The organism is Marinitoga piezophila KA3 (genome assembly GCF_000255135.1).
Classification (GTDB): domain Bacteria; phylum Thermotogota; class Thermotogae; order Petrotogales; family Petrotogaceae; genus Marinitoga; species Marinitoga piezophila.
Genome location: NC_016751.1, coordinates 233167 through 248425, shown reverse-complemented (window position 1 = coordinate 248425; position 15259 = coordinate 233167). Strand labels below are relative to the sequence as shown.

The 15259-nt window shown below is 28.1% G+C and carries 12 protein-coding genes; 10 read left to right on the top strand and 2 right to left on the bottom strand.

The features are described from left to right. Positions 1-6 precede the first annotated feature (6 nt). From dxs to ligA, 7 genes are read left to right on the top strand one after another with little or no spacing between them, the layout of a single operon-like run. On the top strand, positions 7-1848 hold the full coding sequence (gene dxs, locus MARPI_RS01175; protein WP_148265119.1) for a 1-deoxy-D-xylulose-5-phosphate synthase: 1842 nt from the start codon (positions 7-9) through the stop codon (positions 1846-1848). 14 nt (positions 1849-1862) lie between these two features. Then, positions 1863-2423: a hypothetical protein gene (locus MARPI_RS01170; protein WP_041638418.1), complete on the top strand. Its 561-nt coding sequence runs from the start codon at positions 1863-1865 to the stop codon at positions 2421-2423. A gap of 6 nt (positions 2424-2429) precedes the next feature. Continuing rightward, entirely contained in the window at positions 2430-4751 is a 2322-nt protein-coding gene (locus MARPI_RS01165) for an endonuclease MutS2 (RefSeq protein ID WP_014295759.1), read from the top strand. A gap of 2 nt (positions 4752-4753) precedes the next feature. Next, positions 4754-6835, top strand: coding sequence for a cell division protein FtsA (locus tag MARPI_RS01160; protein ID WP_014295758.1), 2082 nt, complete (start codon positions 4754-4756; stop codon positions 6833-6835). Next, positions 6832-7188 (top strand): holo-ACP synthase, encoded by a 357-nt coding sequence (acpS, locus tag MARPI_RS01155; protein ID WP_014295757.1) that lies wholly within the window; start codon positions 6832-6834, stop codon positions 7186-7188. The genes MARPI_RS01160 and acpS overlap by 4 nt, the downstream gene beginning before the upstream one ends. Continuing rightward, complete coding sequence (locus MARPI_RS01150) at positions 7189-7839, top strand: MgtC/SapB family protein (RefSeq protein ID WP_014295756.1); 651 nt, start codon at positions 7189-7191, stop codon at positions 7837-7839. A 20-nt stretch (positions 7840-7859) separates the two neighbouring features. Then, positions 7860-9860 carry an NAD-dependent DNA ligase LigA gene (gene ligA, locus MARPI_RS01145; RefSeq protein ID WP_014295755.1) on the top strand — a complete coding sequence of 667 codons (2001 nt, stop codon included), beginning with the start codon at positions 7860-7862 and terminating at the stop codon, positions 9858-9860. Positions 9861-9899: 39 nt separating this feature from the next. Here the strand turns inward: ligA and MARPI_RS01140 are convergent, their stop codons facing one another. Together MARPI_RS01140 and MARPI_RS01135 are read right to left on the bottom strand one after the other, a co-directional pair. Further along, complete coding sequence (locus tag MARPI_RS01140; RefSeq protein ID WP_014295754.1) at positions 9900-11096, bottom strand: L-cysteine desulfidase family protein; 1197 nt, start codon at positions 11094-11096, stop codon at positions 9900-9902. Between the two features lie 26 nt (positions 11097-11122). Further along, positions 11123-12010, bottom strand: coding sequence for a DMT family transporter (locus MARPI_RS01135; protein ID WP_369804762.1), 888 nt, complete (start codon positions 12008-12010; stop codon positions 11123-11125). Positions 12011-12258: 248 nt separating this feature from the next. Here MARPI_RS01135 and MARPI_RS10580 point away from each other — a divergent pair, with 248 nt between their 5' ends. The 3 genes from MARPI_RS10580 to MARPI_RS01120 are packed head-to-tail and all read left to right on the top strand — an operon-like array spanning position 12259 to position 15254. Further along, positions 12259-13977, top strand: coding sequence for a cache domain-containing protein (locus MARPI_RS10580; RefSeq protein WP_014295752.1), 1719 nt, complete (start codon positions 12259-12261; stop codon positions 13975-13977). Between the two features lie 31 nt (positions 13978-14008). Next, complete coding sequence (locus MARPI_RS01125) at positions 14009-14689, top strand: GGDEF domain-containing protein (RefSeq protein ID WP_014295751.1); 681 nt, start codon at positions 14009-14011, stop codon at positions 14687-14689. A 19-nt stretch (positions 14690-14708) separates the two neighbouring features. Further along, positions 14709-15254, top strand: coding sequence for a SiaB family protein kinase (locus tag MARPI_RS01120; RefSeq protein WP_014295750.1), 546 nt, complete (start codon positions 14709-14711; stop codon positions 15252-15254). Positions 15255-15259: the final 5 nt, after the last annotated feature.

Genomic DNA, 15259 nt, shown 5'->3' with positions numbered 1-15259 from the left:
GGTTGGATGGATATGGAAAACCCTTTGTACCACAAGATACGGGAAATGGATTATGAAGAATTAGAGAGTTTAGCGAATAAAATAAGGAATTATATATATGAAACGGTTACAAAAAATACAGGACATCTTGCCTCAAATCTTGGAGTGGTTGAATTAACCCTTGCACTATATAGAATTTTTGACCCGAAAGAGGATATTGTTATCTGGGATACAAGTCATCAAGCATATATACATAAATTACTAACTGGAAGATGGGAAGCATTTAAAACATTAAGACAGAAAAATGGAATTAGTGGATTTACAAATATATTCGAAAGTGAATATGATTATTTTGGTGCTGGGCATGCTGGCACTTCTATTTCTGCTGCTTTGGGATATGAAATAGGGTTTAAAAATCAAAATATTGATAAGAATATTATCGCTATTATTGGTGATGGTGCATTTACCAGTGGTATGGTACTTGAATCATTAAATCAGTTAAAATCACTTCATTCTAAAATAAAAATAATACTTGTTAATAATGAAATGTCTATTTCAGAAAATGTTGGAGCTATTGCAAAAATTTTAAATAAAGTAAGATTATCAAATGATTATTATGCAATAAAGGAAAAAATAAAAGATACTCTTGAAAGTTCAGAAGTTGGTCAGGATATTGAACACACATTGAAAAAAATACGTGATGGTATTAAACATACAGTATATAATGAAGCAATGAGTATATTTGAAGGTATGGGAATAAAATATTATGGTCCAGTAGACGGGCACGATATAAAATCCCTTGAAAAATATCTTAGATTTATAAAAAATTATGATGATGGTCCATGTATTTTACATTTAAAAACCATTAAAGGTAAAGGAATGGACTTTGCTGAAGAAAATCCAACAAAATATCATGGAGTGAGCAATAAAAAATCAGAAAAACTTTCTTATAGTAAGGTAGTTGGTAATGTTCTTAAAGAATTAGGTGAGAAATATAATTTTGTTTCCTTTACCGCTGCTATGGAGGAAGGAACAGGGTTAAATATTTTAAAGTCCCGATATCCTGAAAAGGTTATTGATATGGGAATTACAGAACCATCAATAGTTACAGCTGCAGGAGCGACGAGACTTGCAGGGACATTCGCAATTGTTGATATATATTCATCATTTATGCAAAGAGCATTTGACTCAATTATTCATGATATAGCTTTACAAAAAATTCCTGTATTATATTTGCTCGATAGAGCTGGTATCGTTGGAGAAGACGGACCAACTCATCATGGTGTATTTGATATATCTTATTTGAGATTGGTGCCAGATATTGAAATATTGACACCATTAAATGCCCAGGATTTAGCTAATATGCTATATACCGTATTGGAAAACGATCTGGAAAAACCTACATTTATAAGATTTCCAAGAGGTGGAGAATATATAGATATAAAAGATATAATAAATAATTTAGAATTAGTGGATGAAAAATGGAAAGTAATAAAAGAAGAATCAAAAGAAAATATCGTTTTTGTTGTTGGACAATTAATTGAAGAATATAAAGAATTATGGGATGAACTTAATGCAACAATTATTGGTGTTAGAAGCGTTAAACCAATTGATGAAGGGATTTTAAAAGAATATATAAAGGATAATACAAATATTTTTATTGTAGAGGAGAATGCGATAAAAGGCGGATTTAATGAAGAAATAAAAACATATATTATAAAGAATAAAATAAATATAGATTCATTAGTAGAATTAGGAGCTAACGATGAATTTATTCCTCAGGGAACAAGAAAAGAATTATTAGATGAATATATAGTAAAACCAGAGTATTTAAGAGAAAAAATAGGAATTACCCATAAAACAAAATGAAAGGGGCGTTGAAAGTGAAAAAAGTTTTATTATTGATTTCTATATTTGTTGTTGCCATTACTGCTTTTACTATTAACATAGCTGTTATGGGAACATATGGAATTACTGCATCTTCTACATCTATTGATATAGCTGGTTGGGATGATACATTTAAAAACTTTGATTATTATACAGTTAGAATAGGTTTGCTCTTTCCAGCAGAAGATTCTCCAGAAATGTCATTTGGTCCATATTTTGGTTATACAGTTTATGATAATATATCACAAACACAATTAAAAGATTTAAATGCAATTATAGAAGATACTGGTTATGAAATCGGGATAATTACAACATATAACACCGATTTTTTATTTAATACAAAATTCAATGTATTAGCAGTTGGTGGAATGCATACAGAAGATGAGTTTAAAACTCTTTCTACAATAATAAACATTAATCTTGGATTGTCATATGAATTTTCTAATTTCAATATTATGTTATTGGGTGGATACGAGTCAAGATATTTCTCTACTGATAATAAAATGGCAACTATCAATTATTTTCCTCTTAATATAGCTCTGGAGGTGTCTTTTTAATAAAATATGAATTCCAAAACATATAAAGATCTTGAAATAGATAAAATACTAAATTTAATATCCTCAAAAGCCTCTTCAAGATATGGAAAAAGATATATACTTGAAGAGTTTGAATATTTCCAAGATTATGAAAAAATTGAAGAAGAATACAAAATAATAGATGAGATTAATAATTATATATATGAATACGGTGAATTTGATATTCGCGGAATCCCTATAATATATGATGAAATAAAAAAAGTTGAAAATGGTACATATTTAGATCCAATTGAATATAAAAGAATTGCTGATTTTCTTTCTCAGACACAAAATTTATATAAAGAAAATAGAAAAAATCTTATTAAATATACTCATTTACAGGATTTAATATTTTCTATTCCTGAAACAGATAATTTTATTGATATTGTATATAAAGCTATTGATGAAGATGGGAATGTAAAAGATTCCGCAAGCGATTTATTGAGACGAATAAGAAAAAGAATAGAAAATAATAAAAAAAGCATTTCTGTAACTTTAAGAAGAATAATAGGAAAATATCAAAAATATGTAAGTATTCAACAGCCTACTGTAAAAAATAATAGATATTGCATAGTTATAAGAAGTGAATATAAAAATAAAATAAATGGTTCTATTATTGCATATTCAGATAGAGGAGTTTCGGTATATATTGAACCGTATGAAGTAGGAAAACTCAATGCTGAACTTTCTGATTTATTTGCTCAGGAAAAAGCAGAAATATCAAGGATTTTAGGTGAAATATACCTTAAACTTGTAAAAATACTTCCCAAAGTAAAAAAAACTATAAGTATAGTTGAGTATATTGATTCATTACAGGCTAGAATAAAATACGCTAAAGAAAATAGATATGTATTTTCAAAACCAGAGAAAAATAAAAAGTATATATATCTTTCCGATATAAGACATCCTTTAATAGAAAAAGAAAAGGTAGTTCCAGTAACTCTAAAATTACCTAAAGATAAGTCTGGAATGATTATTACAGGGCCAAATACAGGCGGAAAAACTGTAGTTTTAAAATCTGTAGGGATAAGCGTTGTATTTTCTCATGCTGTATATCCAGTACCTGCGGAAATGGCGAATATCCCATATATAACAAATATTTTTACTGATATTGGTGATGAACAAAGTATTGAACAAACATTGAGTACTTTTTCTTCGCATTTGAAAAATATAAAAAATATATTGGATAATGCACATGAAAAAACATTGGTATTAATTGATGAACTTGGCACGGGAACTGATCCTATTGAGGGATCCGCTTTAGCAATAGCCATAATAGAAAAACTTCTCGAATTAAACAGCACATTTTTTATTACTTCACATTTATCCGCAGTAAAAATGTACTCTATAGAAAATGAAAGATTATTATCGGCTTCTATGGGATTTGATAAAAATACATTATCTCCAACGTACAGGTTATTAATAGGTGTCCCAGGTGCATCACATGCAATTGATATTGCAGAACGTCTTGGGCTTCCTCATGATGTATTGGTTAAAGCCAACAACTTTTTAAGTAAAGAACAGGTATATGATGAAAAAATAATAGAAAATCTTTCGCAAATATATGAAGAATTAGAAAAAGAAAAAGAATTACATAAACAAAAGCATAAAGAAGTTATACAACTTCAAAGAAATCTTGAAGAACAATTGGAAATAATTAAGAAAAGAGAATTAGAAAAAATTGATGAAGAAATAAAAGAGTATAAGGAATATCTAAAAAATCTAAAAAAAGATGTAGAAAATTATATTTCCATATTGAAAAACGAAAAGAATATAGACAAAATTAAGGATTTAAATAAAAAAATTGAAAAGAAAAAAAGAGAATTAGAAAAAACTAAGATAAAAAACAATAATAAAAAGAATGAAAATAATATAAATATAGGGGATGTAGTATTAATTGGTGGTGAAAAGGCAAAGGTAATAAAAATTTTAAAAGATAAAATACAGGTAAAATTTATTGAAAAACCATTTGAATTGACTGTTTCTCCAGATGAAATCAAATTAGAAAAAAGTAAAGACGAAAAAAATAAAAATCAAAAAAATTCTATGCATATTCCGGTATTAAAACCTATAAAAAATGAAATTGATATTAGAGGTTATACAGTAGAAGACGCAATTCCAGAAATAGAAAAATTCATATCAGATTTAATAGCCTCTAATATGAAAGGTGGATATATTATTCACGGGAAAGGTACCGGAAAACTTGCAATGGGAATCTGGGCATATCTAAGAAAAAATAGGAGAATAAAATCTTTCAGATTAGGAAATGATAATGAAGGGGGTACAGGAGTTACCTACGTGGAGGTGTAAAAATGTTTGCTCTTGATATAGGAACACGCTTTATAGTTGGAATAATATCAGAAATGACAGAAGATGGAGAAATTATTATAGAAAATTTTGCCGTAAAAGAACATGAAAATCGTGCAATGCTTGATGGACAAATACATGATGTTACAAAGGTTTCAAAAGGTGTTGAAAAGATAATTAAACAATTAAAAGAAAACATAGATGATGAATCCAAAATAAAAAATGTAGCCGTTGCTCTTGCAGGAAGGTTTTTAGTAACAACAATAGGCGAATATGAAATGGAAATTTCTAACATGAATTATATTGATTATAATACCGTTAAGACATTGGAATTGGAAGCAGTAAAAGATGCAGTTAAAAATTTAGAAATAGAAAAAAATTTCTATTGCGTAGGTTATTCTGTATTATATTATGAAATAGATGGAGAATGGATAAAAAAATTAGAAGGACAAAAAGGTGAAAAAGCAAAGGCAAAGGTTATTGCAGCATTTTTGCCTAAAAATGTTGTTGATGCAATGCTTGCCGTTTTAGAATTAAATGATTTAGAGCCAGTTCACATTACTCTTGAACCTATAGCAGCTATGAATCTAATTGTTCCGGAAGATTTAAGAACATTAAATATCGCCATGGTTGATGTAGGAGCTGGAACAAGCGATATTGCAATAGCAAAAGATGGAACAATAATCGGATATGGTATGGTTCCAATGGCAGGAGATGAAATTTCTGAAGCCATTTCAAAAGAATTATTAGTGGATTTTAAAACAGCAGAACGACTAAAAAGAGAATTAAATAATCAGGAAAAAGATGTATTTACATACAAAGATATACTTGATTTTGAACAGGAAATTTCAAAAGAAAAAATTCTTGAAATTATCGAACCTGTAGTTGAGGAAATAACTTCAAAAATAGCAGAAAAAATACTTGAATTAAATGGAAAACCTCCAATAGCTGTTATGGTTGTTGGTGGTGGAGGGAAAGTACCGCAATTTATTGATAAACTTGCATTAAAACTCAACCTTTCCAGAAATAGAATTACTTTAAAGGATATAAAAAATATAGAATATGTTGAATTTTTAACTGATGAAACACTTGAAGGAAGCGAATTTATTACACCTGTTGGAATTGCATATGTTGCACATAAAAATGAAGGGAATGTTTTTGCAAGAATTATAGTAAATGATAAGCCAATAAATATGATGCTTGTTGGTGGAGAATTAAGTGTAATGCAGGTTTTATTACAGGCTGGATTTGGAATAAATGATATTGTTGGAAAACCGGCACCTGCGATATCGTATGAAATAAATGGTGAATTAAAATTCTTGCCGGGAGAAAAAGGTAAAGAAGCACCTATAAAAATAAATGGAAAAGAAGCAGATTTAAAAAGTCCTGTTAAACCTGGTGATGTATTGGAGGTTGGTAAACCTCAAGATGGAAAGATTCATTATCCAACTGTGAAAGAGATTATAAAACCTTATAAAATATTTATTGATGGCGAATTATATTCTATCTATCCCAGAGTATATAAAAACAATGAAGAAGTAAATTTAGAAGATATTGTTCATGATGGCGATAAATTTGAAATAAGGAATCCTCTTGTAAAAGAATTAAAAAGCAAATTAAAATCAAAAACAATAAAATTCTCTATCAATGACAAATTTTATGAAATACCTGTTGGTAAAGTATTAATGAGAAAAAATGAAATATTGAATGATTTTGATGAAATATATGATAACGATAAATTATATACGCAAATGGTAGAAGTACCATTAATAAAAGATTTTATAGATGTTAATCCCGAAAAAGTTATGAGTATAGTTTTAAACGGCTCACCAATAGAATTACCTTTAGAAGAAATAATAGTAAAGGACAGAGAAAAGAGAGTAAATATAAACAGTAAAGTATATGATGATATGCATTTGAAAGTAGAAAAAAGAGAAAAAGAAATACGTTTATTGGATTTATTTACTCATATAGATTTTGATGTATCAAATTTTACAAAATACAAAATATATATAAATAACAAAGAAATATTCAGTTTTAATGAAAAACTTAATCCTGGTGATGAAATAAGGATGGAATTTGAATGATCAAAGGAATAGGTGTTGATATCGTTGAAATTGATAGAATTTCTCAAGGCTTAGAGAAAAAAGTATTGCATGATAAAGAATTGGAAATCCTTGAAAAATTTAATGGAGAACGACGAAAAAAAGAATTTGTTGCCGGGAGATTCTCTTTAAAAGAATCTCTTATTAAAGCATTTGGAGAATATATTCCATTAAAAAAAATTGCTATTTTAAATAATGAAATTGGTAAGCCTTATATAATTGAAGAATCAAAAGAGTATCTATTCAAAAAATTTGGCAAAAAGAATATACATATATCTATTTCTCATGAAAAACATTACGTTGTAACTATGGTAGTTATAGAAGAGGTGGAATAAATGATTTTAACATATGATGTAATATTAAAAATATTCTTTGCAACAATTGCCGGAGCAGCAATTGGATATAATCGTGAAAAAATAAATAGACCAGCAGGAATTAGAACACATGCTTTATTATCTCTCGGATCATGTATTCTTACAATACTTTCAATCTATGTATTTTTTGATCCGGTAACAAAAATGGGAGATCCTGGAAGAATAGCAGCTCAAATCGTTTCGGGAATAGGTTTTTTGGGAGCAGGTACTATCTTAAAGAATGGAAATAAAGTAAAAGGTCTTACAACAGCTGCTACATTGTGGGTTGCAGCATCAATTGGAATGACATTTGGTGCAGGAGAATATTTTATAGGATTTTCGGCGTTAATAGCAACATTAATTATTCTATACGTTAATAAATTTTCAAAACACCTAACAGACGAAACAACTATTGAAATTACTGTAAAAGATAATAAAACTATAAAAAGAATACTTGATATATTAAACAATAATGAAGATCTAATTTTAAAGAATGTAGATTTTTCTCAAAAAAATGATGGTTTGTTGTATTTTATATTCAAAGGGATTGAACCAAAAGTATTATCCAAACTTCAGAAACAACTGGCATATTTAGAAGGAATAGAAAATATAAATATAATTGACGAACATTAATGAAGTATGGAGGAAAAAAGATGATACCAGAAGACATAAAAAAGGAATATGAAGAACTTAAAAAAGTTATAGAAAAACATAATTATCAATATTATGTGTTGAATAATCCTATTATAAGCGATACGGATTATGATAAATTATTTAAAAAATTACTTCAAATAGAAAAGAAATATCCTGAAATAATTACAGCTGATTCACCTTCTTTTAGGGTTGGCGGTAAAATTATCAGTGAATTTAAAACTGTTCAGCATTCTATTCCAATGCTCAGTCTTGACAACACATATAATGAAAATGAAATAATAGACTTTGATAATAGAGTCAAAAGATTATTAAACAAAGAAAATGTCGAATATTCCTGTGAATTAAAAATTGACGGTATATCAATTGCCTTAAAATATGAAAATGGATATTTAGTTCAGGCTATAACGAGGGGAAACGGAATTTCAGGTGACGATGTAACAGATAATGTAAAAACTATAAGAAGTATTCCTTTAAAACTTTCTGAAGATGTAACTATTGAAGTTAGAGGCGAGATATTTATGCCCAAAAAAGAATTCTTGAAAATAAATGAATATAGGGAAAGTGAAGGGCTTCAGGTATTTGCAAATCCGAGAAATGCAACTGCTGGAACAATTAAATTATTGGATACCTCGGAAGTTGCCAAAAGACATCTTGATTCATATATATATTATATAATTTCACCGGAAAATTACAATATAACAACTCAAATTGATGCTTTAAAATATTTAAAAAAATTAGGATTTAAAATAAATGAAAATACAAAACTTGCTAAAAATATAAATGAAGTTATCGAATACTGGAAATATTGGACAGAAAATAAAGCAAAGTTAAATTATGATGTAGATGGCGTTGTAATAAAAGTTAATAGTTTTGAAGAACAACAAATTCTTGGAAATACCGCTCGTTCTCCAAGGTGGGCTATAGCATTTAAATTTCCTGCAGAACAGGCTATAACTAAAGTAAAGGACATAAAATATCAGGTGGGTAGTACTGGAGTAATAACTCCCGTTGCTATATTTGAACCTGTTTTTTTAGAAGGCACTACTGTTCAAAGAGCAAGTTTGCATAATTTTGAATATATAAAGGAAAGAGATATAAGGATTGGGGATTATGTAAAAATAGAAAAAGCAGGAGGGATTATTCCTCAAGTTGTTACAGTGCTCACAGAAAAAAGAACAGGTAATGAAATTCCAATAGAAGAACCAAAAGAATGTCCAGTATGTGGTGGAAAGGTTGGGAAATTAAATCCTGAGGAAGTAGCTATAAGATGTTTAAATCCTCTGTGTAAAGCAAAGCTAAAAAGAAATCTTGAAGTTTGGGTTTCAAGAGATGCAATGAATATACAGGGACTTGGACCTAAATTAATTGATAGAATGGTTGAAGCTAAATTAATTGAAAAAATACCTGATTTATATAAATTAGACCATTTTAAACTTGCAACATTAGGTCATGGAATTGGTCCAAAGATGATAAGTAATATACTTCAACAAATTGAAAATTCAAAAAACAGGGGATTAGATAGAGTATTATATGCTATAGGAATTCCTAATGTTGGTAAAAAAATAGCAAAAGACCTTGCTAAAAAATTTAAAACAATAGATAATCTTATGAATGCAAATTATGATGAACTTCTTTCAATTGAGGGAATTGGAGAAGATATTGCACAACAGATTTATGATTTCTTTAAAGATCCACATGTAAAAGAAATTATAGAAGAATTAAAAGAAGCTGGAGTTTCTCTAACATATGAAACAGAAGAAAATACAGAAGGTGTCTTTTCTGGAATGACAATATGTGCAACAGGTGAATTGGAAAGAATGCCAAGAAGTAAATTGAAAGAGTTAATTGAAAAAAATGGAGGTATTTTTAAAGATACAGTAACTAAGAAGCTCAACCTTTTGGTAGTTGGGAAAAATGCAGGAAGCAAACTACAAAAAGCACAGAAATTTGGAATTCCAATAATGACAGAAGAAGAATTTTTTGAAAAATATAAAATATAATTATAAAAGGCGAATCCTAATATGGACTCGCCTTTTATATTAGCATTTTCCGATAAAATCTAAAACATCTTCGTCAAACTTCTTAATAGAAGTTGTTAAAATTCCAACTCTTTTAATAGTTTCTTCAACATCGTCTGCAGCTATTCCGTTACCACACGGAATATTTATATTATTTAATGCAAGTTGAGCACTTTGAAGTGCCGTAAAACTTCCAGTTCCTGCTTTTAGCGCACAGCCTTTTTTAGCTCCATCGCAGGTTAAACCAAATAATGTAGAGAGAACATTATTAATAGCGTTTTTTATCTGATCACGATTTCCTCCTTTTAGATAAACTATACCTGCAGCAGCACCAGCTGGCGCAATAGAACCTGCACCACAAATTGGAGTTAAAACTCCTGTATATGCTTTTATATAGATAGTCACTAACATGCTTAATAATATAGCTTTTAATACTTTTTCATTATCATATTTTTTTCCAATTTCAATTACAGGTAATGTACAGGATAATCCTTGATTGCCACTTCCTGCAACAGTCATTACAGGCATTAACTCACCACTCATTCTTGCATCAACAGCAGCCTGAACAATATTTACCGGTTCATAATCAAGTACATTTCCGAAATTTTGAGGATTTTTTAAACCTCTTTCTGCAATACCAGTATTCATTTCAATAGCTTTTTCAAGTAATTCTCTAATATCTTCATCAAAATCTTCAATAAAATCCAAAATTTCATCAATTGAATAATCCTTAATTTTATCAAGTAAAGTTCCACCAGGTTCAAAAGGTTTATCTAAAATAGGTGTCCCGTCTTTTTCTATGTGAACGATATTATCATGTTTTCCTTCAATAATTACCTGAACATTGCTTTTTCCTCTTAAAACACAATTAACCTTTAAACCATTAAAATCCTTATTCACCTTAATCTTTACTTTTCCAAGATATTTATGCGATTCATCTATGCATTTCTGATTAACATTCTTTAAAACTTCAAGGCCTAAACTTGCATCGCCACATGTGTAAGATAATGCAGCTGCAATTTCCAAACCTATAAATGGAGTTCCAGGAATATTTACTTCAAGACCGTTTTTATATGTATTTTTATCAAGTTCTACTTCTATCCTTTCAACTTCGCCTTCAAAATGTTTTTTAGCAGCTGCAACGGCCAAAGCAACAGCAATAGGTTCTGTACAGCCGTATGCGGGTTTAACCTGATCGAAAAGTATTTCTTTTAACATATTCAACCTCCTATATCTATTTTAATTTAAAAATTGGATTCCTGTGATTCAATAGAGGTAATGTCTATAATTGGAGCAGAAGCAACCATTAAAAAGCCTAAAACTTTTAAAACATTAAATTGTTCTGATAAAAAAATTGCAGATAAAACCGAAGCAAAAATTAATTCTAAAGGCATTAATAAGGCTAAAGTGTGAGATTGTAATTTTTTAAGTGCGAAATAATTTAAAGTTAATGGTACAAATGTTGCAAAAACTGCCAATAAAAATCCTGATAATAAGAATTTGGAACTTAAAGTTTCAAAACCGTTGGTAATTGACATTAAAATAAAGTAATAAATAAATGTTCCTAAAAAAGTGTAAAAACTATTTTCCAGAGGATTTGGATATTTTGTTTTTATATTTTCACTTACAGTAACTACAAAAAGAGCGTTTACAAAAGCAGCAAATAAAACCATTATAGTTCCAAAAATCAGGCTTTCATTTTGCAAAAATGCTTTTTCACCCATATTGGCAATTAAAACTCCTGCAAAAGATAAGCCTACCGCAACTGCATTATAAAAGTTGAGCTTTCTATTAGTAGTTTTCGTTTGTAATAGAGAAACAAAAATAGGGTTGGTGAAATATACTACAGTTGCATAAGCTGGGCTTAGATATTGAAGTCCCAAAAAAAATGAATAGGCAGCTATTCCATAATTAACAATTCCTAAACTGCCAAAAATAAAAAATTTTTTAAATTTAAACTTATACCCAAACCCCATAAATAAAACAAGAGCAATTAAAAAAGAAAAAAAGAATCTTAAAAATAGGATTTGCGTAACAGTAGCACCTAAAGTATAGGAAAATTTACCTAATACAGACGTTATAGATGATGAAAATGCTGAGACTACAGCTAACCAATAATGCAACCTGATCACTCCAAAAATTCAATTTCATCTCCATTATAACCTTTATTGAAAAATTTTTCAATATAAAAAATTAAGTGTATAATCAATTATACTAGATTATACACTTAATAACTAACTCTTATTGTGTATATTTGTAATTTATACTGTTAAAAAGACTCTTTTCAAAAATAAAAAAACAGTATGATTTTCTTGAATTTACAATTCCTATTTTTTTTGATATAATGATATTATAATATTTTGTTATCGAGAGGTGAATGATGGCTATAAGTGATTTTAAAAAAAATAGACTGCTTAGTTTAGCTTTGATTATTTCATTTATAATTATTACAACTATCAGCGTTATTTCTGCTGTATATTATTACAATACAAATTTAAATAAATCACAGGATTATATTAAAAGTGAAAATTCTGTAATCTCAACATTTATTGATGATTACTTTACTGAATTAATACATATCATTGAAACATTTGCCAATGATAAAGATTTTATTAATGGCGGTTTTTCTAAGGAAAGTGAGAAAAAAGTTTTGGAAACATTAAGAAATTATAGAAACGCAAATAAAAATATTGAGTTTATATATACTGGATACAAAAATAAAAAAATAATCATTGATAATTGGGAAGTTCCTGAAGACTATGATCCAACTATAAGGCCGTGGTATACAGAAGGTCTTAAAGATCCGAATTCGGTGTATATTGGAACACCATATAGAGAATATACAAGCAAACAATGGTTAATTTCAACAGGAAAGGCTCTGATAAAAGATGGAGAAGTTGTAGGTGTCCTTTCTGCCGATTGTTCAATAAAAGATTTTGTAAATCTTATTAACAGTGAATTAAGCTATAAAACAGGACAATCTTTTGTAATAAATAAAGATGGAATGGTTATCTTACATAAAGATCTTGAATATATAAATAAAAAATTATTTAATGATTTAAGTGAATTTAAAGGAAATAATGGAATTATTAAATCAACTTTTAATTCGAAAAAATATTATATTGCCTACACAAGATTGCCTTCAACAGGATGGTATGTTATTACAATGGTTGAAGCTTCGGAAATTACTTCGCCTGTTATAAAGGGTGTGAGTTTGTATTCAGTAGTTCTATTGACATTATTAATAGCATTCTTATATATTCAAAATATAGTATATTCTAATTTAAAATTAAAAAAGACTCTTGAAGAAAAGAATAAAGTTCTTGAAAAAACTAATAGAAAATTAACTGATAGTATAAATTATGCCAGGCATATTCAAAATTCAATTCTTCCATCTGAAAATAGTTTAAAAAATTATTTTGAAGATATTTTTGTTTTCTGGAATCCAGCAAATGGTGTTGGTGGCGATTTTTATTGGTTTAAACAAAATGATGACGGATCATATTATCTTGCAATAGTTGATTGTACTGGACATGGAGTTCCAGGTGCATTGATGACAATGACAGTAAATTCCATTTTAAATAGAATAACAGAAGATTTTAATCATTTATCCCTTTCAGAAATACTTAATAGATTAAATCTCATATTTAAAAAAACATTAAATTCAAATAAAAAGGATTTTAGAATGGACGATGGTTTAGAAATTGGTATCTGTCATATAATTCCTGATGAAAACAGATTATTATATGCCGGTGCCGGGATATCTTTATATTATACTAATAATGGAGAAGTAACAAGAATAAAAGGGAAAAATATTGGAATAGGATATAAAAGATCAAAAACACATTATGATTTTGAAGAGATATCGATAGATATAGAAAAAAATATGAATTTTTATCTAGCAACTGATGGATTTGAAGATCAAAATGATCCACAAAATAAGAGATTTGGAAGAAAGAAATTTATACAGTTGCTTCGTGAAATACAAATATATCCAATGGAAAAACAAAAGGAAATATTACAAAAAGCATTATATGAACATATGAATGGAGAAGAACAGCGAGATGATATAACCATTTTAGGGTTTAAATTGAGGTGATATTATTTTAGAAAAAAATTTTAAAATAGAAATGGAAATATTAAATCACGCTAAACAAATACTAAAAGATGAACAAATAACTTTTGAGAAATTAAAAGAGGAATATAAATATCTAATTGAAAAATATGAAAAATTACTAAAAGAGGTTGTAAAGATAACCAATATTTCTGATATTCAGGGAAACTATTTACACAAACTAAAAGATGAGCTATTAATTTCAAATAAAAAATTGAAAAATTTATCTGAAAGAGATAAATTGACAAATTTATATAATCGATTAAAATTTGATAAAGTAATCTCTCAGGAGATAGAATATGCTAAAAGGTATAATCGTATTTTTTCATTAGTTTTGTGTGATATTGATTATTTTAAAAATATTAATGATACCTATGGTCATAACTTTGGAGACGAAGTTTTAGTAGCGTTTTCAAAGCTTTTAATTCAAAATTTAAGAAAAATTGATTATGTTTTTAGATGGGGCGGAGATGAATTTATTATCCTTTTGCCGGAAACAAATAAATTTGAAGCACATAAAGTTGCTGAAAAACTAAAAAGAAAAATTTTGCAAGATAAATTTCTGAAAAAGATTAATTTAACAGCTAGCTTTGGAGTTGAAGAATATAAAAAGGGTTTGAGTATAGATGAGGTTATTGAATTGGCAGACAAAGCTTTATATAAATCTAAAGAAAATGGGAGAAATATGATTTCTTAATTATTTAGGGGGGAGAGAATTGAATCCAAAAAAGATTTTAGAATTGAAAAACAAAATTACAGAAAATAATGTAATAATTAGTTTTATAGGACCTTTTTCGCAGGGTATTATAGAAGAAATTGGAAGTGCGTTACGAGAACATTTAAAAAATGATCCTGATCTGAGTGTAGGATCAAATAATGTTTTCTCAGTATTTATTGAACAAAGCCAGAATATAAAAAACTATGAACGTATTCTTTCAAAAGAGGATATTAATAAAGTTCATCTTGATTCTATTTTATTAGTAGGTAAAGATGGTGAAAATTATTTTATTTGTTCAGGAAATGCAATAAGAGAAGAGCATATAAATGGAGTAAAAAAAAGATTGGATGAGATTAATTCTCTTGAAAAGTCTGAAATAAAAAAATTATATAAAAAGAAATTACGCGAGAGTATAAATAGTAATACTGGTGGGGCTGGATTGGGTTTTTTGGAAATGGCAAGACATTCAAAAGGAAAATTAGAGTATGAATTCATAAAACTTGAAAATAATTTTTATTATTTCATACTAATAGTAAAAATATAGGAGGG

Coding starts and splice junctions, on each gene's coding strand:
- dxs (WP_148265119.1), top strand. CDS start 7: ATGGATATGGAAAACCCTTTGTACCACAAGATACGGGAAATGGATTAT.
- MARPI_RS01165 (WP_014295759.1), top strand. CDS start 2,430: ATGAATTCCAAAACATATAAAGATCTTGAAATAGATAAAATACTAAAT.
- MARPI_RS01160 (WP_014295758.1), top strand. CDS start 4,754: ATGTTTGCTCTTGATATAGGAACACGCTTTATAGTTGGAATAATATCA.
- acpS (WP_014295757.1), top strand. CDS start 6,832: ATGATCAAAGGAATAGGTGTTGATATCGTTGAAATTGATAGAATTTCT.
- MARPI_RS01150 (WP_014295756.1), top strand. CDS start 7,189: ATGATTTTAACATATGATGTAATATTAAAAATATTCTTTGCAACAATT.
- ligA (WP_014295755.1), top strand. CDS start 7,860: ATGATACCAGAAGACATAAAAAAGGAATATGAAGAACTTAAAAAAGTT.
- MARPI_RS01140 (WP_014295754.1), bottom strand. CDS start 11,096: ATGTTAAAAGAAATACTTTTCGATCAGGTTAAACCCGCATACGGCTGT.
- MARPI_RS10580 (WP_014295752.1), top strand. CDS start 12,259: ATGGCTATAAGTGATTTTAAAAAAAATAGACTGCTTAGTTTAGCTTTG.
- MARPI_RS01125 (WP_014295751.1), top strand. CDS start 14,009: ATGGAAATATTAAATCACGCTAAACAAATACTAAAAGATGAACAAATA.